We start from the raw sequence: 21,695 nt of genomic DNA on the forward strand, positions 1-21,695 counted from the left end.
GGGCGGCGCGGACCGCGAGCGGGAAGCCGGCCGCGCGCCAGGCGGCCCGCGCCGCGCCGTCCAGCGCCAGCCAGGCGAGCTGGGCGCCGTGCCCGGCCTGGGCCATCGCCTTGCCCGCGGACATCTCCAGCTCCGGGTTGAGCCACAGCACGGGTGTGCCCGGCTCCGGCTCGGCGGGCGGTACGGGGTCCTCCAGCTCGGTGCCGGAGACCTGGAGGCGGGCCAGGTCCTTCGGCCAGCCGTCCAGTGGCACGGGCGGGAACACCCGCACCTCGGCCGGGTGCTCGCCGCCGCCGGTCACCGTGGCGCCCGGCAGGGCGAGGGCCCGCCGCCACTCCGCGCCGCGCGCCCGGCGCACCACCTTGCGGATGCGCCCGTCCTGCCAGTCGCGCACCGCCTGGTGCCATTCGCCGCCGGAGTCCGCCGTGCGCTCGTCCGACAGCACCACCAGCACCGCACGCGCCGCCGCCTCGAGCGCGTCGGTACGCGCGGGCGGGCCGGGGGGAGCGGATCGCTCGATCCGGACGACGAGCGGCAGGACGTACTGCGGGGCCGCGTCCCGGGCGGACGCCTCGCGGGCGGCGGGGTCTGGGGCAGGGCCGGTGAAGGGGTCGGCGGAGGGGGCGTCGGAGGTGCTCACGGGGCCAGTGTGCCAGCCGCCGCCGGGGCGTTCGCACCCGTTTTCGTACGAGGTCCCGGGCGGGCGGGGCCGGGAGTACGCTCGGCCGTATGGAGTTCGTATCCGGCTGGACAGCACCCGAGACGATGGCCGTCCGAGAGGCCGACGGCGCCGGGCGCGAGGAGCGGGCCGTGTGCGTGCAGTGCGGCGAGCCGACCGAGTACCCGGCGAGCACGCGTGGCGCGACGCTGTGCCCGGTGTGCGAGTGGCACGAGGCCGAACGCGTCGCCTGCTCCTGCTGAACGGCCCCGGACGGGAGCGCCCGGGGCCGGGGCTTCAGTCCCGGCCCATGGCCGAGGCGATCATCTCCGAGACGCGCACGACGCGGTATCCGCGCTCCCTCAGCTCCGGGACGATCCGGCGCACGGCCTTCTCGGTGGCCGGCGCCTTCTCGCGGTCGCAGTGCAGCACCACCACCGAGCCCGGCCTGATGTCCTTCAGCACCCGTTCGGCCACCTTCTCCGGGTCCTTCTCCCCGGCGTCCGGCGCGACCACGTCGCCGGCCACCGCCGTCACCTCCGCCGGGGCGATCGCCCGCCGGGAGCGGTCGTCGAAGCAGCCGCCGGGGAAGCGGAAGTAGGGCGTCAGGTTCTTCACCCCCGCCGCGCGGATCGTTTTCTGCCCCTTGAGGACATCCGCGAGCTGCTTGTCGGGCGCGAGCGCGGGAAGGTCGCGGCAGTCGCCGGTGAAGGCGCGGTGGGAGTGGGAGAGGCTGCCGACCTCGAACAGGTCGTCGCGGCCGATGGCGCGTGCCTGGTGCTTGTAGGTCCGCGCCCACAGGCCCGACATGAAGACGGTCGCGGGGACCTTCTCGCGGCGCAGGGCGGAGATCAGTCCGGGGTTGTCGTGGCGCTCACCGTCCTCCCCGGCGTGTTCGGCGTCCTCGGTGTCCTCGGCGGACAGGGCGGCGTCGAAGGTCAGCGCCACGATCTTGTCCTCCTCGTCGCCGCTCTTCCCGGCCCTCTTCCGCTTCTCCCGGTTTCCGCCGTCCTCCTCCGGCCTCCCGCCCTCGCCGCCGTCGGCCCGTGTGTCCTCGGCGCGCGGGCCGTGCCGGAAGACGGGCACCCGGCCGCTGATGGAGGCGGGCAGGGTGGCGTAGCGCCCGGACGGGAGCGAGGCGGCCTCGTCGTCGCCCTCCGGGCGGGAGAGGGAGGAGCGCGGAGAGGCGGAGAAGCCGTCCTTCCCGGAAGCCCTCTCCGAGGCCGCGGGCGAGGAGGGCGAGGCCGGGGACGCGGGGGGGGGGGGGGGGGGGGGGGCCGCCCGCCCCCCCCCCCCCCCCCCCCCCCGCAGCCCGCCGTCACGGCGGCGACCAGGGCGAGAGCGGTCAGAGGACGGGCGGTGCGGCGCACGGAGACGGTCATGACCGGAACGTAACGACGATCCGGGACGGCCGCGCGGGGTGCTGCTCCTGTCGGACTACCGCCGCCCCCGGCCCGGGTGACGCCCGGCCGGGTGGCGGCGCGCCGGCTCCGCGCCCGGGGCCGTACGCCACCCGTGCGCGGGACTGTGCGTCAGGTCGCGCGCCAGTAGCCCAGCGCGTGCACCCTGTCCTTCGGAACGCCCAGTTCCCTGCGCGCGTGGGAGGCGAGGGCGCGCGTCGTGGCGGTGTCGCAGGCGATCCAGACGTAAGGTGTCCGCTCGTCCTCCAGCAGCTTCGGCAGCTCCGCGGTCACCTCGGCCACCAGGTGGGCGCCGGAGTCCCGGCGCGGGACCCACCGCACCTCGTGCCGGCCGGACCGGAGCCGCAGCGGCAGTTCGGCGTCCTGCGGGTGCGCGGTCTCGAACCAGACGGTCGCGGGTGTGCCGGGGAAGGCGTCCAGCAGCGAGTTGACGGCCGGCAGGGACGCCGGGTCGCCGACGGCCAGGAGCCGGGAGGGCATGGGCGACGGCGCGGCGAACCCCGTGCCCTGGACGGTGGCCTCGATCGTGTCGCCCGGCCGTGCGCCGCGCGCCCAGTCGCAGGCGATGCCCTCGTGCAGCGCGAACTCCAGGGCGAACGTACCGGCCTCGGGGTCGGGATCGACCAGGGTGTAGGCGCGCTGGTGCGGTCTGCCCCCGCTCTCGAACCAGAGGCGGACCCACATCGTCGGGTGGACGCCGGTCGAGGCGAGCATTCCGCCGTCCGTCATCCGGATCCTCAGGTAGTGCTCGGTGACCTGCTCGGTTCCGGTCACGGTGAACTCGAAGTCCCTGCCTCGCAGCAGTTTGAGGACCACGCCCTCCCAGCCATGCCCCACGGTCTCTCCTCCCCGGTCCCGGGATGCCCCCGGACAGCCGTCATTGTGGTTAGGTTAGCCTAACCTGACGGCCGGGGGGTGCTCGCGGCGCCCCCGTTCGAGCCTGTCCGTCCCAGCTCGTCCCTTTCGGAGAGAACGTGTCCAGACCCACCGGCGCCACCGCCGTCCCGACCGACTCCCACGCCACTTCCCACGCCACCACCCCTCCGCGCGAACCCGTCCACGAGCGGGCCGTCGAGGGCTTCGGGGCCCTGCGGATCACCCCCGTGGACCCGGAGCGCGACGCCGCCCTGATCCACGGCTGGGTCACCCAGGAGCGCGCCGCGTTCTGGGGAATGGGCTCGATGGACGTCCGGGAGGTCCGCGAGGTCTACGCCCACACGGACACCCTCGCCACCCACCACGCCTTCCTCGTCCACCGCGACGGCGAACCCGTCGCGCTCCTCCATACCTACGACCCCGCCGAGGACCGGGTGGGGCTGTGCTACGAGGTCCGGCCAGGCGACCTCGGGGCGCACCTGCTGCTCGCCCCCGCCGCGGGCGCCGGCGAGACCGGGTTCACCGGCCGCCTGGGCGCCGCGATCCTGGAGTACCTCCTGGCCGACCCAGACTGCCGCCGGATCGTCGTCGAGCCGGACGCCCGCAACGAGAAGGCGATCGCGCGCATGCTGCGCACCGGGTTCGAGCAGGGGCCCGAGATCGTGCTCCCCGCGGTCGGGCTGCCGCAGGTCAGCCTCCCGGAGAAGCGCGCCCGCCTGGCCTTCCTGCGGCGGGAGGCGGTCACCGGCTGACCCCGGTCGGTCCCGGTCGGACCCCGGCCACCGCGGTCCCGCCCGCCTCAGTGACGCCAGGGCCCGGTGACGGCGAACGTGGTCCCCGGGTCGTAGCAGTTGACGTACATGGTGCGGCGGTCGGGCGAGAAGGTGACGCCCGCGAACTCGCCGTACGCCGGCTCCCGCGCGGTGCCGGTGTTCTGGGCGTTGCGCGCCAGGGCGTAGACCTCGCCGTGGCGGGTGAGGCCGTAGACGTGCTGCTCGCCGCCGCCGTCCTCGCAGACCATCAGACCACCGCCCGGGGCGAGGCAGATGTTGTCCGGGGACTCGCCGGGGGTGTCCACCCCGGTGTCCGGCCCGAAGACCACCGCCAGCGTCAGCCGGCGGCGGCCCGGCTCGTACCGCCACACCTGGCCGAAGTGGTCGGCCGCCGAACCCTCGGAGCCGCGCGCGTAGCTGGAGACGAAGTACACCGCGCCCGCGCCCCGGTGACCGCCCCAGTAGCAGCCCTCCAGCTTCTGCGCGTGGGTGACGCCGCCGCGGCCGAAGTCCTGGAGGCGGACGGGCGTCCGCTTCGCCAGTGGATCGGGCACCGGCAGCCACTCGACGCCGTCGAAGCGCGTGCCCGGCTCGGTGACGGCCGACAGGTCCGGGACGCCGGGCACCCGCATGGCCTCCAGCCTCCCGCCCGCGCGCAGCGAGTCGAAGCCGCCGCGGGGCCGGTGCGGCAGGAAACGGTAGAACAGGCCGAAGGGGTGGTCGAAGGCGTCCTCGGTCTCGTAGACCACGCCCTCGCGCGGATCGACGGCGACGGCCTCGTGCTGGAAGCGGCCCATCGCGGTGAGCGGTTCGGGGACGGTGCGGTGACCGGGGCGCAGACCGACCTCGAAGACGAAGCCGTGGTCCCTGGTGTAGCCGTTGACACCGGCCCTGTCCTCGGTCTCCTCGCAGGTCAGCCAGGTGCCCCAGGGGGTCGGGCCGCCCGCGCAGTTCACCGCGGTGCCCGCGACGCCCACCCGCTCGTCCAGCACGCGGTCGCCGCCGGAGAGCTCCAGCACGGTGCAGCCGCCCATGCCCCGCGGGTCGTACGTCAGCCCGCGCACGGCGGGGACGCGGCGGGGGGCGTTGTGACGGTTCTCGTGGTTGCGCACCAGGTGCACACGGCCGGGGACCGGGCCGGGCAGGGCGGTCATGCCGTCGTGGTTGCCGGGGACCGGTCCCCGGCCAGAGAGCATGGGCTCGCCCTCACGCGACAGCACCCGGTAGCGGAAACCTTTCGGCAGGTCGAGCAGGCCGTCGGGGTCGGGCACGAGGGGACCGTACCCGCCCCGGCCGCCGGCCGCGGCGTGGGCGGAGTCCGTACCGGCGAACAGTTCGGAGAGCGATCCGGTGAAGGCGATCCCCGCCCCGAAGGCGGCGGCGCTTCCCAGAACCTGGCGTCGCGTTGCTGACATGGGCGACTCCCTGCTGGCGGACAGGTTGATGACCCGCTTGTGTGTACCACGCCGTCGGCACGGCGGGAACCAGGCGCGACCCCGGTGGGACCCGCCCGCGCGCGCCGCGACCCTCCCGGCGTACGGATCCGGCCGCCCGCGGGAACCGGCCCGGCTCCCGCCGGACCCCGCCCCTCAGGCCCCGCCGTCCTCCCCGGTCAGGCGCCGCGCGTCGCGGGCGAGGGCGGTCAGCCGGGATATCGCCCGGAAGTACTTCTTGCGGTAGCCGCCCCGCAGCATGTCCTCGCCGAAGAGGCGGTCGAACGGCACTCCGGAGGCGAGCACCGGCACCTCGCGGTCGTAGAGCCGGTCGGCCAGGACCACCAGGCGCAGCGCGGTGGACTGGTCCGGCACAGGCCGGACATCCGTGAGACAGACCGCCTCCACGCCGTCGCACAGCGCGCCGTAGCGGCTGGGGTGTACCCGGGAGAGGTGGTCCAGGAGGGAGGGGAAGTGGTCCAGGGACGCGCCGGGGGTGCGGTGAGCGGCGGCGCTCACCTCGGCGTCGCCGGCCGGAGCCGGGGCCTCGGGCAGACCGCGGTGGCGGTAGTCCTCGCCGTCGATGCGCAGCGTGCGGAAGTGCGCCGACAACCCCTGGATCTCCCGCAGGAAGTCGGCGGCGGCGAACCGGCCCTCGCCCAGCCTGCCGGGCAGGGTGTTGGAGGTGGCCGCCAGCGCCACGCCCTCCTCGACCAGACGGCTCAGCAGGGTGGAGACCAGCACGGTGTCACCCGGGTCGTCCAGTTCGAACTCGTCGATGCACAGCAGCCGGTGCCCGCCGAGCGTGGCCACCGTCTGCTGGAAGCCGAGCGCGCCCACCAGGTTGGTCAGCTCCACGAACGTGCCGAAGGCCTTGCGCTCGGGTGGAGCCTCGGTGGCGTGCCACAGGGAGGCCAGCAGATGGGTCTTGCCCACGCCGTAGCCGCCGTCGAGGTACACCCCGCGCGGACCGGCGGGCGCCGCCTGCCGCCCGCCGCGGCGGAACCAGCGCCGGATGCCGCCGCCCTCACCGCCCGGCCGCTCCCCGCCGAGCCCGCCCGCGAACTCGCTCAGCACCTTCACCGCCTCGAACTGGCTGGGCCGGGACGGGTCGGGGATGTAGTTGTCGAAGCGCACCGAGTCGAAGCGCGGCGGCGGCACCATCTCCGCGACCAGGCGGTCGGCGGGCACGTGCGGCTCGCGGTCGCACAGGGACGGCGGAGCGCCCCCGTCGGCCGCCGGGGGCTTCGGTCCGGCGTTCGGGTCGGGCTTCTGGGCGGGGGAGGACGACACCCTTATCACTGTACGTGGCGTGGCGGGGCGCGAAACACGCCAGTGGCACGTGCCACACTGCGCCGTATGCGACGCCTGTTCCCCCCTTTCGAGTACTCCGCGGCACCCACGGCCCCCGGGCGGGACGAGCTGCCGTCCGCCGGCCGGCCCTGGACGCTCGAGGAGATCGCCGACGCGTACGCCTACCCCGCCGCCGCCGCGGCCGGGGACGGGGCGGCCGGACGGGCCGCGCGGCCCTGGCTGCGCGGCAACATGGTCGCCTCCCTCGACGGCGCCGCCCACCACGGCGGACGCTCCCAGCCGCTGTCCTCGGACGCCGACATGCGGATCTTCGGGGTGCTGCGCGCCCTGGCGGACGCCGTGGTCGTCGGCGCGGAGACGGTGCGCCGGGAGGGATACCGGCCGGCCCGCCGCCGCGAGGCGTTCGCGGCCCGGCGCGAGGCCGCCGGGCAGGAGCCGGCCCCCGCCGTCGCGGTGGTCAGCGCGAGCCTGGACCTGGACTTCTCCCTGCCGCTGTTCACCGGGCCGCTGGTGCCCACCCTGGTGCTCACCGGCGCGGCCGCACCGGCCGGCCGCCAGGAGGCGGCGCGCGCGGCGGGCGCGGTGGTGGTGCACGCGGGGGAGGGCGCGGAGGTGGACCCGGCGCGGGTGCCGGACCTGCTGGCCGGGCACGGCCACACCCGGCTGCTCACCGAGGGCGGGCCGCGCCTGCTGGGCCGCTTCGCGGCCGCGGGCGTCCTGGACGAGCTGTGCCTGACCGTCTCCCCCCGGATCACCGCGGGGGACGCCGCGCGCATCCTGGACGCCCCCGGGTTGGAGACCCCCGCGGAGTACGAGCTGACCTCCCTGCTGGAGGAGGACGGGTTCCTCTTCTCGCGCTATCGCCGCTCCCCCGGGACGGCCCGGGAGTGACCGGATCTGTTTGCTCACGCCAACAAGGTGTGACGCGTACAGAATGAGATACGCAGAGTGAAATGTGCAGTCCCGCAACGAGGTGGGACCGGACAGTCGTCGTACGGGTCGTCGACCCGTCGGGAGGAAGGGCACCTGCTGTGTTCACATCCGTACTGATGATCGAGAAGCCGCTGGTGCCCACCGACGTCGAGCTCGTCACCACACTCCACGGCGACGAGCGCGTCTCCTTCGTCGTGCTCATGCAGCCGCGCGGCGACCAGGACCGGCTGCTGCGCGCCCTGGACGACATGGCGCTCGGCGAGCTGGACGACGCCGTCCGCGAGGCCACCGGGCAGGACGAGGAGGAGGCGGTCGGCGGCCCGGTCTCCCCGGCCGAGCGGGCACTGGAGCACTCGCTGGGCGCGCTGCGCGCGGCCGGAGCGGAGGCGGTCGGCCAGATCGTCCAGGACCACCCCCTGGACCTGCTCACCTCGGTGGTGGAGGAGACGGCCGCCGACGAGGTGATCGTGCTGACCGCGCCGCACCTGGTGGAGGAGTTCTTCCACCGGGACTGGGCCTCACGGGCCCGCCACAAGGTCGGCGTCCCCGTGCTCAAGCTGTTCGCCCACGGAGAGTAGGCCGGCCGGAGCGCCGCCACGCCGCCCGCCCCCCTCGCATAGGCTGGGGCCGGGTGCCCGCGGGCGGCGTGGCGGCGCTCCGGCCGCACCGCCGCACGGACACCCGCCCCGACATCCGGCCTCCCCGCGGCCACCCCAGAACACCCCAGGACACTCCAGAACACCGCCCCGGCGGGCACACCGCCGGAGCACCCCTCGAAAGGACACCGCATGGCGCCCGGCCTGCCGCCCGCGATGGAACGACCGCACTTCATCGGCATCGGCGGAGCCGGAATGTCCGGTATCGCGAAGATCCTCGCCCAGCGCGGCGCGAAGGTGGCCGGCAGCGACGCCAGGGAGTCCGCCACCACCGGGGCGCTGCGCGCCCTCGGGGCCACCGTCCGCATCGGCCACGCCGCCGGCCACCTCGCCGCCGACGCCACCGCCGCCGTCGTCTCCAGCGCCATCCGCGAGGACAACCCCGAGCTGGCCGCCGCCCGCGAGCGCGGCGTGCCCGTGGTGCACCGCTCCGACGCGCTGGCCGCGCTCATGGACGGCCTGCGCCCCATCGCCGTCGCCGGCACCCACGGCAAGACGACCACCACCTCGATGCTCGCCGTCGCCCTGGACGCGATGGGCCTGGACCCCTCGTACGCCATCGGCGGCGACCTCGACGGCCCCGGCACCAACGCCCGCCACGGCGGCGGGGAGATCTTCGTCGCCGAGGCCGACGAGAGCGACCGCAGCTTCCACAGGTACGCACCCGAGGTGGCGATCGTCCTCAACGTTGAGCTGGACCACCACGCCAACTACGCCTCGATGGAGGAGATCCACGAGTCGTTCCTCACCTTCGCCGACCGCGTCCGCCCCGGCGGCACCCTGGTGGTCAGCGCCGACCACGCAGGCGCCCGCGAGTTCACCGCCCGCCTGCGCGCCCGCGCCACCGGGGACGCCCGGGACCCGCGGATCCTCACCTACGGCGAGGCCGACGACGCCGACGTACGCGTCCTCAAGGTCCTCCCGCAGGGGCTGACCAGCGAGGTCACCGCCGTACTCGACGGTGCGCAGCACACCTTCGCCGTCTCCGTCCCCGGCCGCCACTACGCCCACAACGCCGTCGCCGCCCTGGCCGCCGGAGCGGCGCTGGGCGTCCCGGCCGGCGCCCTGGCCGCGGCGCTGGCCTCCTACACCGGCGTCAACCGCCGCCTCCAGCCCAAGGGCGAGGCGCGCGGGGTGCGGGTCATCGACTCCTACGCCCACCACCCCACCGAGATGACCGCCGACATCGAGGCCATCCGGGGAGCGGCCGCGGGCGGCCGGGTACTGGTCCTCTTCCAGCCGCACCTGTTCAGCCGCACCCGGGAGCTGGGCGCGGAGATGGGGCAGGCCCTGGCACTGGCCGACGCCGCGGTCGTGCTGGACGTCTACCCGGCCCGCGAGGACCCGATCCCGGGCGTCACCAGCGCCGTCATCACCGACGCGGCCCTGGCCGCGGGCGCGGACGCGCGGCCCGAGTCCGACCGGCCGGCCGCCGCCGCCCTGATCGCAGGAATGGCCGAGCCCGGTGATCTCGTTCTCACCATGGGAGCGGGCGACGTCACCGAACTCGGCGCGACGGTGCTGGAGCGGCTGGCCGCCCGCCGGGCGAACTGAGGAGGCCGAGGAGGCACCCATGGGTTACGAGATCGACAAGAGCGACGAGCAGTGGCGGCAGGAGCTCAGCCCCGCCGAGTACCACGTGCTGCGCGAGGCGGGCACCGAGCCGGCCTTCACCGGTGAGTACAACCACACCAGGACCACAGGCGCCTACGAGTGCCGCGCCTGCGGGGCCGAACTGTTCCGCTCCGACACCAAGTTCGAGTCCCACTGCGGCTGGCCCAGCTTCTTCGACCCGGCCGACTCCTCGGCCGTCGAACTGCTGGAGGACCGCTCCCACGGCATGGTCCGCACCGAGGTGCGCTGCGCGCGCTGCGGCTCCCACCTGGGCCACGTCTTCCGCGGGGAGGGCTACCCGACCCCGACGGACGAGCGCTACTGCATCAACTCCGTCTCCCTGAGGCTGGTGCCCGAGGAGGGCTGACGGGTCCCGCCGGGCCGCCCGCCCCCGGGCCCCCGCGGGGGCCCGGGGGCGGAAAGCGGCGCCCCGCCGCGCGCGGGGCCGGGCTACCGCAGCACCGCCGCCGAGTGCGGCCCCAGCCGCAGCAGGCCGTCCCCCTCCGGGGCCCCGCACTCGCCCCAGGAGGCCAGCGCGGCGGCGGTGTGCACCGACAGGGGGATCTCGGCGGCGCCCTCCCCGGCCAGGTTCACCGCCACGTGCAGCCCGCCGTGGCGCATGCACAGCCAGCGCCGCTCCTCGTCGTAGGCGACGTGGACGTCCACCAGCCGGGTGCGGGGCGAGACATGGGCGCGGCGCAGCGCGATCAGCGCCCGGTGCCAGGCCAGCAGGCCGGCGTGCGGCTCGCGGTGCGGTTCGTCCCAGTCCAGGCAGGAGCGCAGCCGGGTGGCCGGGTCCTGCGGATCGGGCACGTCCGACTCCGACCAGCCGTGCGCGGCGAACTCCCGCCGCCGCCCCCGCCGTACCGCCTCGGCCAGCTCCGGGTCCTGGTGGTCGGTGAAGTACTGCCAGGGGGTGCGCGCCCCCCACTCCTCGCCCATGAACAGCATCGGCGTGTACGGCCCGCACAGCACCAGCGCCGCCGCGCAGGCGGCCAGTCCGGGGGAGAGGCGGGAGGCGAGCCGGTCGCCGCGGGCCCGGTTGCCGATCTGGTCGTGCGTCTGGGCGTAGGCCAGGAATCGGTGGGCCTCGGTGGCGGCGCGGTCCACCGCCAGCCCGTGACGGCGGCCCCGGAAGGAGGAGTAGGTGCCGTCGTGGAAGAAGGCGCCGGTCAGCGACTTGGCCAGGGCCGCCATCGGGGCGCGGGCGAAGTCGGCGTAGTAGCCCTGCGCCTCGCCGGTCAGCGCGGTGTGCAGGGCGTGGTGGACGTCGTCGTCCCACTGGGCGTCCATGCCCAGGCCGTGCGCCCCGCGCGGCGCGGTGGTGCGCGGGTCGTTGCGGTCGGACTCGGCGATCAGGAACAGCGGGCGGCCCAGCTCCGCCGACAGGCCGTCCACGGCCGCCGACAGCTCGGCCAGGAAGTGCTCGGCCCGCTCGTCGATCAGCGCGTGCACCGCGTCCAGCCGCAGCCCGTCCAGCCGGTGGTCGCGCAGGAAGGCCAGCGCGCTGCCGGCGAAGTACGCCCGCACCTCGTCCGAGCCGGGCGCGTCCAGGTTGACCGCCGCCCCCCACGGGGTGTGGTGGCGCTCGGTGAAGTACGGGCCGAACTCCGGCAGCCGGTTGCCCGACGGTCCCAGGTGGTTGTGGACCACGTCCAGGACCACGCCCAGCCCGCGTCCGTGCGCGGCGTCCACGAAACGCTTCAGGCCCTCGGGCCCGCCGTAGGGCTCGTGCACCGCCCAGGGCGCCACCCCGTCGTAGCCCCAGCCGTGAGCCCCGGGAAAGGGGCTGACCGGCATCAGCTCGACATGGGTGACGCCCAGGTCGGCCAGATGGCCCAGCCGGCCGGCCGCCGCGTCGAAGGTGCCCTCCTCGGTGAAGGTGCCGACGTGCAGCTCGTACAGGACCGCGCCGTCCAGCCCGAGCCCCTCCCAGTCGTGCCGCCAGGCGTACGCCCCCTGGTCCACCACCGCGGCGAGCCCCTCGGGGCCGTCCGGCAGCCGGCGGGCGCGCGGGTCGGGCAGGACGGGCCCGCCGTCGACCGAGAATCCGTAGCGGCTCCCGTGCCCGGCGGACGCCTCGGCCCGCCACCACCCCTCGCGCTCCGGGTCGCGGTGCATGGGGTGCTCCTCGCCCCCCGCGTGCAGCGCGACCCGTCGCGCGTATGGCGCCCACACCTCGAACAACACCGGAGATCTCCTTCGGCCGACGGCACCCCAGAGCTCCAGCATGCCCGTTTCGGTGCGTTTCAGCGTGCTCCGCGGTCCACGCGGACGCGGCGCCGCACCGCCGGGCACCCGGCGCGGGCGAAGTGGGCCGCCATCGGGGTGTTGCCCACATCGGTACCGAGAAGGCGGTACGCCGCTCATGCGGGCCCCGGCGTCCTCAGCCGCGCACCAGCAGCGCCACCGGCCGCTCGGCCAGCAGCCGCGCCAGCCCCGCGCTCCCCTCCGCCTCCCGGCCGCCCAGCAGGTCCCGCCACCGCCCCGGCGGCAGCTCCAGGGCGGTCCCCCGCCAGCCGCCCGCCTCCGCCAGCCGCAGCGGGAGCCGGGTCGCGACGCAGACCACCGCGCCCGAGCGCGCGTACGCCACACAGTGCCCGGCCGCCGGCCCCGCGGCCCGCAGCGGCTCGTACGAGGCCGCCGCGCCGAACCACCGGGGGTGCTCCCGCCGCAGCCGCAGCGCCGTCCGGGTCAGCACCCGCTTGTCCTCGGACAGGGACTCCGGCAGCCAGGAGGCGGCCTCCTCCCGCGCCTCGGAGCTCTCCTGCGGCACGCCCGGCGGGAAGGGCGGGAAGTCCGGCAGCCGCCGGTTGTCGGGATCGACCAGCGCGGTGTACACCCGCTCGGTGCCCATGTAGAGATCCGGCACGCCCGGCATGGTCAGGTGCAGCAGCGCCGCGCCGAGCACGTTGGCCCGCACCGGGCCGGCCAGCTCCCGCGCGAACTCCGCCACCGTGTACAGCGGCGGCCCGCCCGGCCCCGCCACCGCGAAACGCTCGACGGCCTCCTCGTACTCCGCGTCCCGCTCCGTCCACGTCGTGCGCAGCCCCGCCTCCCGCACGGCCTTCAGCAGAGCCGGCACCAGCCGTTCCTGGTAGGGGAAGCCCATGCCGTACGCCGTCTGCCAGGCCGCCCACGCCACATGGCGGTCGGGGGCCTCCACCCCGGAGGTCCGCAGCGTCTCCCGCGTCACCCGCTCCAGCAGCTCCACCCACCGCCCGGGGCACTCGGTCAGCACCGCCAGCGCCGCCCGCACGTCCGCGCTGCGCTTGGTGTCGTGGGTGGACAGCACGGTGCCGGTGACCGGCCAGTCGCGCTGGAGGCGGGCGCAGTACGCGTGGAACTCCTCCGGCGCCACCCGCGGGCTGCCCGGGTCCCCGCCCACCTCGGCGGCCGACAGCAGCGGCGCGTAGCGGTAGAAGGCGGTGTCCTCCTCCGACTTCGCCCGCAGCGCCGCGCAGACCTGCGCGAACCGGGCGCAGAAGTCCCGCTGGGCCTCGCCGTCACCCAGCTGCCCCAGCGCCAGGTCCTGCACCACGTCCACCGCCTCGGCCTCCTGCGGCACCGCGAACGCCGCCCGCGCGCCCTCGGCCGCCTCCTCCAGCATCGCCCGGTCCTCCGCGCCCACCGGTCCGCCCGCGGTGACGTACGGCCGGTACACCGGCACCCGCACCAGCACCTCCTCGACCGCGGTGCGCAGCGCCCAGGGCGCGTGGTCGCGCAGCGCCAGGCCGGGCGCGGCCTCGCACACGGCGGCGGCCGTGCGGACCAGCCGCCCGACCTCGGCGGCCAGGTCGTGGGAGACGACCTCCCGGGCGGCCCGCCGCACGGTCGGGGCCCACTCACCGCCCAGGTCCGGCGCGGCGCCGGTGAAGCCGCGGTAGAGGGCGGACAGCTCCGCCTGCCCGTCCGGGTCGAGGAAGAGGCCGTCGATACGGTGCAGCGCGTCGTACCCGGTCGTCCCGGCCACCGGCCAGGACACCGGCAGCCGCTCGCCGGGTCCGAGGATCTTCTCCACCACCGTCCAGGCGCCGCCGCTCTCCCGCGCCAGCCGCAGCAGGTACGCGCCCGGGGCGGCCAGCCCGTCCGGATGGTCGACCCGCAGACCGTGGACCACGCCCTCGCGCAGCAGCCGCAGCACGCACGCGTGGGTGGCCGCGAAGACCTCCGGGTCCTCCACACGCACCCCGATCAGGTCGGCGATGGTGAAGAAGCGCCGGTAGTTCAGCTCGGTGCGGGCCAGCCGCCACCAGGCCAGCCGGTAGTGCTGGGCGTCCAGCAGCTCGGGCAGCGGCAGGTGCTCGGTGCCCTCGCGCAGCGGGAAGCGGTGGTCGTGGTACGCCAGGACGCCGCCCTTGACCGTCAGCGCCCCCAGCTCCTCGGCCGGCCGCCCGCCCAGCACCGGCAGCAGCACGCGACCGCCGCCCGCCTCCCAGTCGATGTCGAACCAGCGCGCGTACGGGGAGGCCGGCCCCTCGCGCAGCACCTCCCACAGCGCCTCGTTGAGCCGTTCGGGGACGGGGACGCCCATGTGGTTGGGGACGATGTCCACCACGATGCCCATGCCGTGCTCCCGCGCGGCGCGCGACAGCGACCGCAGCCCCTCCTCGCCGCCCAGCTCCTCGCGGATCCGGGCGTGCCCGGTCACGTCGTAGCCGTGGGCGGAGCCGGGGGCGGCCTCCAGCACCGGGGACAGGTGCAGATGGGAGACCCCGAGCGAGGCCAGGTACGGCACGGTCTTCTCCGCGGCGGAGAACGGGAAGCCGGGCTGGAGCTGGAGCCGGTAGGTGGCGGTCGGCACGGCGGGCACGGCGGGGGGCTGAGGGGACATGTGGTGCGTGTTCCCTGCCGGCGTCCGCCGAACCCGCCGCCTGCCGGGCGACATCCCGCCCGGGGAAGGGCGCGCCGCACGGCCCGGGCGGGCTGGTCGGCCGGGTCGGCCGGGACGGTCAGGCGGGGCGCTGGAGCACCGTCAGACTGCGGTCCACCAGGGTGATCCGGGAACCGGCCTTCACCGTGGGCCCGGTGCCCGGGGGCACCCCGTCCTCCCGCGAGGTGTCCACCACGACCTGCCACTCCCGCCCGTGGTCCGCCGGCACGGTGAACCCGCGCGAGGTCGGCTGCGCGTTGAACATCAGCAGGAAGGAGTCGTCGGCGATCCGCTCGCCGCGCTCGCCGGGCTCGGAGATCGCGTTGCCGTTGAGGAACACCGTCAGCGCCCTGGCCTGGGCCTCCTGCCAGTCCCGCTGGGTCATCTCCTCGCCCTCGGGGGTGAACCAGGCGATGTCGGAGAGCTCGTCGTGGGTGCCCTCCACCGGCCGCCCGTGGAAGAACCGCCGCCGGCGGAAGGCCGGGTGGTCGCGGCGCAGGCCCACCATGGCCTGCACGAAATCGCACAGGGGATGCTTCTCGCCCGGCTTGGGCCAGTGCACCCACGACAGCACGCCGTCCTGGCAGTAGGCGTTGTTGTTGCCCTTCTGGGTGCGGGCGAACTCGTCGCCGTGGGAGAGCATCGGCACGCCCTGGGAGAGCAGCAGGGTGGCGATGAAGTTGCGCATCTGCCGGCCCCGCAGGGCCAGGACGTCCTCGTCGTCCGTGCCGCCCTCCACCCCGCAGTTCCACGAGCGGTTGTGGCTCTCGCCGTCCCGGTTGCCCTCGCCGTTGGCCTCGTTGTGCTTGTCGTTGTACGACACCAGGTCGTGCAGGGTGAAGCCGTCGTGGCAGGTGACGAAGTTGATCGAGGCCAGAGGGCGGCGCCCGTCGTCCTGGTACAGGTCGGAGGAGCCGGTCAGCCGGGAGGCGAACTCCGCCAGCGTGCGCGGCTCGCCCCGCCACAGGTCCCGCACGGTGTCGCGGTAGCGGCCGTTCCACTCCGTCCACAGCGGCGGGAAGTTCCCCACCTGGTAGCCGCCCTCGCCCACGTCCCACGGCTCGGCGATCAGCTTCACCTGACTGACCACCGGGTCCTGCTGCACCAGGTCGAAGAACGACGACAGCCGGTCCACCTCGTGGAACTGGCGGGCCAGAGTGGCCGCCAGGTCGAATCGGAAGCCGTCCACGTGCATCTCGGTGACCCAGTGGCGCAGCGAGTCCATGATCAGCTGCAGGACGTGCGGGGAGCGCATCAGCAGCGAGTTGCCGGTGCCGGTGGTGTCCATGTAGTACCGGGGGTCGTCGGTGAGCCGGTAGTACGAGGCGTTGTCCAGACCCCGGAAGGACAGGGTCGGTCCCAGGTGGTTGCCCTCGGCGGTGTGGTTGTAGACCACGTCGAGGATCACCTCGATGCCGGCCTGGTGCAGCGCCTTGACCGCCTGCTTGAACTCCAGCACCTGCTGACCCCGGTCGCCCCAGGAGGCGTAGGCGTTGTGCGGGGCGAAGAAGCCGATGGTGTTGTAGCCCCAGTAGTTGGCCAGCCCGGCGTCGGCCAGCCGGTGGTCGGTGACGAACTGGTGGACCGGCATCAGCTCCAGCGCGGTCACCCCCAGCTTCGTCAGGTGTTCGATGACCGCCGGGTGCCCCAGCGCCGCGTAGGTGCCGCGCAGGTCCTCGGGCAGCTCCGGATGGAGCATGGTCAGGCCCTTGACGTGGGCCTCGTAGATGACCGTCTGGTGGTAGTCGGTGCGCGGGGGCCGGTCGTCGCCCCAGTCGAAGTAGGGGTTGACCACCACCGAGGCCATGGTGTGCGGGGCGGAGTCCAGGTCGTTGCGCCGTTCGGGTTCGTCGAAGTGGTAGCCGTAGACCGCCTCGTCCCAGTCGATGGCACCGCTCATCGCCCTGGCGTAGGGGTCCAGCAGCAGCTTGGCGCTGTTGCAGCGCCTGCCCTTCTCCGGCTCGTACGGCCCGTGCACCCGGAAGCCGTAGCGCTGGCCGGGCATGACACCCGGCAGATAGGCGTGCCGCACGAACGCGTCGGACTCGCGCAGCTCGATCGCGGTCTCCGACCCGTCGTCGTGCAGCAGGCACAGCTCGACGCGCTCCGCCGCCTCCGAGAACACGGCGAAGTTCGTCCCGGCCCCGTCGTACGTGGCGCCGAGGGGATAAGCCCGTCCAGGCCAGACCTGCATGTCGACTCTTCCTGTCGCGGTCTCTACCCGTTACCCGTTTTCGCCGCATCCTTGCGCAGGACTGGTGCGGCAGGCGGGCACCGGATGGGCACAGCACGCATCTTCCCCCGGATGAGCGTACGGGCAAAGGAACTTGGTGGCGGGATACTGCTGCGTCCCCTCCTGGGAGGGCAGTAGGCTCCTTGATCGAAACAGCAGGTCCGGAAGGCGGTGCACAGGTGGGCTCGGGAGGGCTTGAGCTCCCCTCGGGGGACGGGGGCGGCGGGAGCGGTGCCGCCGGGGCGCCCGGAGCGGTGCCGCCCGGCACGGTCTCCCTGACCCGGCCGATGGAGATCGGCGCCGACCTGGCCTGGGGGTACGAGGAGTGGGCCGAGGTGCGGCTGCGCGCCCAGCGGGCGGGACGGGCCTACATCTGGCTCAATCTCGTCGAGCAGCGGCTGCGCGCCGTGGTCGCGGCGGTGCTGCGGCCCATCTACGAGCCGGTGCACGGCGAGGAGTGGGTTGTGGCGGCGGCCGGCCCGACCGGGCAGGAGTGGGTCCAGCGGGCCGCGGCCGTCCGGGAGGTCAGCCGCCGCAAGGGCTATCTGCTGGACCCGGCCGACGACACCCTGCTGGCCTTCCTCACCCTGCCGCAGCTGCGCGAGCTGGTGGTGCAGCACTGGCCCTGCTTCGAGCCCTACTTCGACGGCCGGCGCGAGCTGGAGCTGGCCCTGGACGAGTTGGAGGTCGCCCGCAGCGCGGTGGCGCGCAACCGCGCGCTGTCCCCGGCCATCCTCGCCCAGGCCGAGCGGATCGCGGCCCGGCTGCTGGACCTGCTGGGCGCCGGCCGCGACATCCCCTCCGCCCACCGGCTGCCGGTGGACGCGGTGGAGGAGCTGGTCGGCGACCGCTTCGCCGACGTCGTCGGCGTCCACCCGGACCGGGTGCGCCTGCAGCGCCAGCTCCCGGCCGAGGACCTGTTCGGCGGAGCGCGCCGGCTGGACGCCATCGGCATAGGACTGAACCTGCTGGTCCAGAACTACTCCGGGCGCCGCCTGGTGCGGCTGGCCGAGTCCGGCTGCCGGGTGCGACTGCTCTTCCTCAACCCCGCCAGCAGCGCGGTGCGCCGCCGGGAGCGGGAGCTGGGGCTGAAGAAGGGCGAGCTGAGCCGTTCGGTGGAGACGAACATCCTCCACATGCGGCGGGTGCGCTCCCGGCTGCGGGACGCCGACGCCTTCCAGATCCACGTCTTCGACGAGACCCCGCGCTTCACCGCCTACCTCGTGGACGGCGACGGGCCGGACGGCATCGCGGTGGTCCAGTCCTATCTGCGCCGTATCCGGGGGATGGAGGCCCCGGTCTTCGTACTGCGCGGCGGCGGCCGGGACATCGTCCGGGGCGGGACCGTCCGGGGCGGCCCGCGGGGGGAGGGCGCCGAGGGCGGGCTGTTCCACCTCTACCGCGAGGAGATGGAGTCGGTGTGGACCGACTCCCGGCCGGTGTCCTGACCCGGCCCGCGCCGCCCGGCCCGGCGGGTGCTGTCACCGGGCTGCCGGGGACGGTGTCCTGGCGGACCGGTGCACCCGGCCGGGCGGTGTGGCCGCCGCCGCTGCGGGGCACCCGCACCCGGTCGTGGCACACACCGACCGGAGGTACGCCGATGGAGGGCACGGAGGAGACAGGGGCCGGGCGGGCCGGAGGGGAGCGGCGCACCCGGATCGTCCCGCGGCCCACCGCCGGCCCGCTGCCCCTGGGCTTCCTCGCCCTGGGCTTCGCCACCTTCCTCTTCGCCGCGCTCCAGCTCGACTGGCTCCGGCCCTACGAGGGACGCCTGGTGGCCCTGGCCGTACTGCTGCTGACGGTGCCGCTGCAACTGCTGGCGTCGGTGTTCGGCTTCCTGTGCCGGGACCTGGGCGCGGGCACGGCGATGGGCGTGCAATCGGGCACCTGGGCCGTCACCGCGGCCGTCACCGCGCTCACCCCGCCCGGCTCGCACAGCGACGTACTGGGCCTGGCGCTCCTGGCCTCGGCCGTCGCCCTGCTGGTGGCGGCCGCGGCGGACGGCGGGAAGCTCCTGGCGGGGGCGGTCGTGACGCTCGCGGCGATCCGCTTCGCCGTCACCGGCATCGCCGAACTCACCGCCTCCCCCGCGTGGGAGAGCGCCGCCGGGGTCACCGGTCTCGTCCTGGCCGCGCTGGCCTGCTACGCCGCGCTCGCCTTCCTGCTGGAGAACGCCCTGGGACGCGCCGTGCTGCCGGTGCTGCGCGGGAAGCCGGCCGTGGACGAGCCGGGGGTGCGCCCGCGGCTGTGAGACCGCGGGCGTGCAGGGCGCGTTACGCGCCGGCGGGCACGCTCACGCGCTCGTCCCACCTCACCAGCGCCTCGTCGTAGCGCCGTGCCATCAGGCGGGCCAGCTCCGGGGCGTCGCCCAGCACCGGCGCCAGCAGGTCGGCGCCCGCCTCGCGGGCTCCGGCGGCGATGCGGTCCGGGAGGAATCCGGGCGCGACGACGTACGGGGCGACGGCCACCCGCCGCGCCCCCCGGTCGCGCAGCTCCCGCACCGCGTCGGCGGTGCGGGGAAGGGATGCGGAGGCGAACGCGGGCCGCACGGCACACCAACCGGAGATGTGCCGCCACTCCCGCGCGATGTCTGCGATCACCGCGATCGCCTCCGGGTCGGAGGAGCCCGCCGAGGCCAGGACGACCCCGGTCGAGCCTTCGTCGCCGGGCCGCAGCCCGGCCTCGTGCAGCCGCCGCTCCAGGGCGGCCGTCAGCAGCCGGTCCGGGCCCAGGACGTCGGCCTGGCACACCGTCAGCCGAGGCAGCCGCGACACCGCCTCCCCCAGTACCGCGGGGATGTCGGCCTTGGCGTGGAAGGCGCGGGTGAGCAGCAGCGGCAGCGCCACCACCCGCCGTACGCCGTCGGCGTGGAGACGGGCGAGCACCTGGGGGACGGAGGGGGCGTTGAAGTCCAGATGGCCCACCTCGACCCGCAGCTTCGGGCGCGGCCCGCGCAGCCGGGCGCACAGCGCGGCCACGGTCGCCGCGTGGCGCGGGTCGCGGCTGCCGTGCGCGACGACCAGCAGGGCGGGACGGGCGCCGGACGCGTGGTGGGCCGGTGCGCGGGACGCGGAGGTACGGAGGGTGCGCACGGGGCCGCTCACCGCCCGGTCGCCGACGCCAGGCCGCGGCTGTGCAGCACGCGGCGCTCCACGGGCGAGAACAGCACCGACTCCACGGCCACGCCGACCGCCAGGATCAGCACCACCGAGGCCAGCACCAGGCTCAGCTCGCCGCCCTGCCGTCCCGCGTCCAGCATCCGGCCGATGCCGGGCAGAGGGGTGGCGGTGATCAGCTCGGCCGTCATCAGGGCGCGCCAGCCGAAGGTCCAGCCCTGCCGCAGCGCCGTCACGAAGCCGGGCAGCGCGGCGGGGACGAGGACGTGGACGGCTCCGCGCAGGCCGCCGGCGCCCATCGACCGGCCCGCCCGCAGCAGCAGCGGCGGTATCCGGTCGACGGCCGCGGTGACCCCGACGGCGATGGACGGCACCGCGCCGAGCAGCACCACGGCGTACACCGCGCCCTCGGAGTTGCCCAGCGCGATCACGGAGACCGGCACCAGCGCGGCGGCCGGCAGGGACTGCACGGCGGACAGGATGGGCCCCAGGACCGTGCGCAGCGGCGCGACCCGGGTGAGCAGCAGACCCAGGGGGACGCCGATGGCCGTGGAGGCGGCGAAGCCGATCAGGCAGCGCAGCAGGCTGTGGCCGAGGGCGGGCAGCAGGGTGCCGTCCGACCAGGCGCCCGCCAGTTCGCCCCACACGGCGGCGGGGGAGGGCAGGGAGGCCGACCAGCCCAGCGCGTACGCCGTCTGCCACAGCGCCAGCACCAGGGCGACGGCCACCAGGGGCGGCGCGGCCTTGGCCAGCAGCCGCCGCGAGGTGGCGGCGGTCGCGGAGACGGGTGACTCCAGGGCGTCCAGGCCGGACGCCATCTCGTCGGAACCACCCGTGACGTCGGGACCGCCCGTGCCGCCCGCGGCCCGGCCGGTCCCCTGCCCGGGGGACTCGTGCCGGGGGTCCCGCCGGGAGTCCTCGGTGTCAGTGGCGGGCATGTCGGACGATCTCCTCGTGCAGATGGCCGGTGATCTCCCGGGCGAGGGCGGTGACGCCGGAGTCCTCGATACGGCGGGGGTAGGGGATGTCCACGTCCCACTCGCGCGCCACGCGCCCCGGGCGCGAGGACAGCAGCACGACCCGCTGGCCGAGCCGGACGGCCTCGCGCACGTTGTGGGTGACGAACAGCACCGTCAGCTCCCGCTCGCGCCACACCCGGGTCAGCTCCTCGTGGAGCAGGTCGCGGGTGATGGCGTCCAGCGCGGCGAAGGGCTCGTCCATCAGCAGCACCCGGCTGCCCTGGGCCAGGGAGCGGGCCAGCGCCACGCGCTGCCGCATCCCGCCGGAGAGCTGGTGCACCCGTTTGCCGTACGCGTCCGGCAGCCGGACCAGACGCAGCAGCTCCTCGGCGCGCCCGCGCCGCTCGGCCCTGGGCACCCCGGCCAGCTTCAGGGCCAGCTCCACGTTGCGGCCGGCGCTCAGCCAGGGGAAGAGCGCGTGGTCCTGGAACATCAGGGCGGGCCGGCCGTGCGGCACCCGCACCTCGCCGGAGGTCGGGTGGTCGAGCCCGGCCACCAGGTTCAGCAGTGTGGACTTGCCGCAGCCGGAGGCGCCCAGCAGGCAGACGAACTCGCCGGGGGCCGCCGTCAGGTCGATGCCGTCCAGCACCAGCTGGCGGGCGCGGGGGGAGGCGCCGAAGGACTTCGAGACGCGGTCGAGCCGCACCGCGTACGGGCGGGCCTGCCCGGCCCCGGCACCGGTGACGGACGGTGCCGGGGCGGGGGTGGCGAGTTCGGTGGACACAGCGGAGTCCTCTCGTGGTTCGCCACCCTGTTCGGGCGGCTACGGCGGGGAA

The 21,695-nt window shown here is 75.2% G+C and carries 19 protein-coding genes; 8 read left to right on the top strand and 11 right to left on the bottom strand.

Annotated elements, in window-relative coordinates:
- Positions 1-640 (bottom strand): peptidyl-tRNA hydrolase (locus AC2CJA_RS06745; protein WP_484601742.1); only part of this gene is annotated, 640 nt, incomplete at its 3' end.
- Between the two features lie 89 nt (positions 641-729).
- Between AC2CJA_RS06745 and AC2CJA_RS06750 the strand changes: the two genes are divergently transcribed.
- Positions 730-921 carry a hypothetical protein gene (locus tag AC2CJA_RS06750; RefSeq protein ID WP_484601766.1) on the top strand — a complete coding sequence of 64 codons (192 nt, stop codon included), beginning with the start codon at positions 730-732 and terminating at the stop codon, positions 919-921.
- 34 nt (positions 922-955) lie between these two features.
- Here the strand turns inward: AC2CJA_RS06750 and AC2CJA_RS06755 are convergent, their stop codons facing one another.
- The gene (locus AC2CJA_RS06755; protein WP_484601743.1) at positions 956-1,744 is read right to left on the bottom strand and encodes a polysaccharide deacetylase family protein; all 789 of its coding nucleotides are present in this window, start codon (positions 1,742-1,744) and stop codon (positions 956-958) included.
- 446 nt (positions 1,745-2,190) lie between these two features.
- Positions 2,191-2,916 carry a siderophore-interacting protein gene (locus AC2CJA_RS06760; protein ID WP_484601744.1) on the bottom strand — a complete coding sequence of 242 codons (726 nt, stop codon included), beginning with the start codon at positions 2,914-2,916 and terminating at the stop codon, positions 2,191-2,193.
- Between the two features lie 137 nt (positions 2,917-3,053).
- Here AC2CJA_RS06760 and AC2CJA_RS06765 point away from each other — a divergent pair, with 137 nt between their 5' ends.
- Positions 3,054-3,707 (top strand): GNAT family N-acetyltransferase, encoded by a 654-nt coding sequence (locus tag AC2CJA_RS06765; RefSeq protein WP_484601745.1) that lies wholly within the window; start codon positions 3,054-3,056, stop codon positions 3,705-3,707.
- Positions 3,708-3,754: 47 nt separating this feature from the next.
- Here AC2CJA_RS06765 and AC2CJA_RS06770 read toward each other — a convergent pair whose 3' ends face one another.
- On the bottom strand, positions 3,755-5,143 hold the full coding sequence (locus tag AC2CJA_RS06770; RefSeq protein WP_484601746.1) for an alkaline phosphatase PhoX: 1,389 nt from the start codon (positions 5,141-5,143) through the stop codon (positions 3,755-3,757).
- Between the two features lie 174 nt (positions 5,144-5,317).
- A complete protein-coding gene (gene zapE, locus AC2CJA_RS06775) occupies positions 5,318-6,454 on the bottom strand; it encodes a cell division protein ZapE (protein ID WP_484601747.1) in 1,137 nt (378 codons plus the stop codon).
- Positions 6,455-6,520: 66 nt separating this feature from the next.
- On the opposite strand from zapE, the gene AC2CJA_RS06780 reads away from it, so the two are divergent.
- The 4 genes from AC2CJA_RS06780 (at position 6,521) to msrB (ending at position 10,045) form a co-directional block, all read left to right on the top strand.
- On the top strand, positions 6,521-7,366 hold the full coding sequence (locus AC2CJA_RS06780; protein ID WP_484601748.1) for a pyrimidine reductase family protein: 846 nt from the start codon (positions 6,521-6,523) through the stop codon (positions 7,364-7,366).
- Between the two features lie 140 nt (positions 7,367-7,506).
- Positions 7,507-7,986, top strand: coding sequence for an indole-3-glycerol phosphate synthase (locus AC2CJA_RS06785; protein WP_484601749.1), 480 nt, complete (start codon positions 7,507-7,509; stop codon positions 7,984-7,986).
- A 210-nt stretch (positions 7,987-8,196) separates the two neighbouring features.
- On the top strand, positions 8,197-9,618 hold the full coding sequence (gene murC, locus AC2CJA_RS06790; RefSeq protein WP_484601750.1) for a UDP-N-acetylmuramate--L-alanine ligase: 1,422 nt from the start codon (positions 8,197-8,199) through the stop codon (positions 9,616-9,618).
- Positions 9,619-9,637: 19 nt separating this feature from the next.
- Positions 9,638-10,045, top strand: coding sequence for a peptide-methionine (R)-S-oxide reductase MsrB (gene msrB, locus AC2CJA_RS06795; RefSeq protein WP_484601751.1), 408 nt, complete (start codon positions 9,638-9,640; stop codon positions 10,043-10,045).
- An 83-nt stretch (positions 10,046-10,128) separates the two neighbouring features.
- On the opposite strand, the gene treZ is transcribed toward msrB, so the two are convergent.
- The 3 genes from treZ to glgX all read right to left on the bottom strand — a co-directional run bounded on the left by treZ (position 10,129) and on the right by glgX (position 16,745).
- On the bottom strand, positions 10,129-11,868 hold the full coding sequence (treZ, locus tag AC2CJA_RS06800) for a malto-oligosyltrehalose trehalohydrolase (RefSeq protein ID WP_484601752.1): 1,740 nt from the start codon (positions 11,866-11,868) through the stop codon (positions 10,129-10,131).
- Between the two features lie 196 nt (positions 11,869-12,064).
- On the bottom strand, positions 12,065-14,512 hold the full coding sequence (treY, locus tag AC2CJA_RS06805) for a malto-oligosyltrehalose synthase (RefSeq protein WP_484601753.1): 2,448 nt from the start codon (positions 14,510-14,512) through the stop codon (positions 12,065-12,067).
- 118 nt (positions 14,513-14,630) lie between these two features.
- Positions 14,631-16,745 (bottom strand): glycogen debranching protein GlgX, encoded by a 2,115-nt coding sequence (gene glgX, locus AC2CJA_RS06810; RefSeq protein ID WP_484601754.1) that lies wholly within the window; start codon positions 16,743-16,745, stop codon positions 14,631-14,633.
- 218 nt (positions 16,746-16,963) lie between these two features.
- On the opposite strand from glgX, the gene AC2CJA_RS06815 reads away from it, so the two are divergent.
- Positions 16,964-18,232, top strand: coding sequence for an SAV2148 family HEPN domain-containing protein (locus AC2CJA_RS06815; protein ID WP_484601755.1), 1,269 nt, complete (start codon positions 16,964-16,966; stop codon positions 18,230-18,232).
- Between the two features lie 152 nt (positions 18,233-18,384).
- Entirely contained in the window at positions 18,385-19,035 is a 651-nt protein-coding gene (locus tag AC2CJA_RS06820; RefSeq protein ID WP_484601756.1) for a hypothetical protein, read from the top strand.
- 22 nt (positions 19,036-19,057) lie between these two features.
- Here the strand turns inward: AC2CJA_RS06820 and AC2CJA_RS06825 are convergent, their stop codons facing one another.
- The 3 genes from AC2CJA_RS06825 to AC2CJA_RS06835 are packed head-to-tail and all read right to left on the bottom strand — an operon-like array spanning position 19,058 to position 21,643.
- Positions 19,058-19,876, bottom strand: coding sequence for a sirohydrochlorin chelatase (locus AC2CJA_RS06825; protein ID WP_484601757.1), 819 nt, complete (start codon positions 19,874-19,876; stop codon positions 19,058-19,060).
- Positions 19,877-19,884: 8 nt separating this feature from the next.
- Positions 19,885-20,838: an ABC transporter permease gene (locus tag AC2CJA_RS06830; protein WP_484601758.1), complete on the bottom strand. Its 954-nt coding sequence runs from the start codon at positions 20,836-20,838 to the stop codon at positions 19,885-19,887.
- The gene (locus tag AC2CJA_RS06835; protein WP_484601759.1) at positions 20,825-21,643 is read right to left on the bottom strand and encodes an ABC transporter ATP-binding protein; all 819 of its coding nucleotides are present in this window, start codon (positions 21,641-21,643) and stop codon (positions 20,825-20,827) included. Before AC2CJA_RS06835 ends, AC2CJA_RS06830 begins: the two co-directional genes overlap by 14 nt.
- Positions 21,644-21,695: the final 52 nt, after the last annotated feature.

The sequence above is a fragment of the Streptomyces sp. ATLC9 genome (assembly GCF_057196705.1).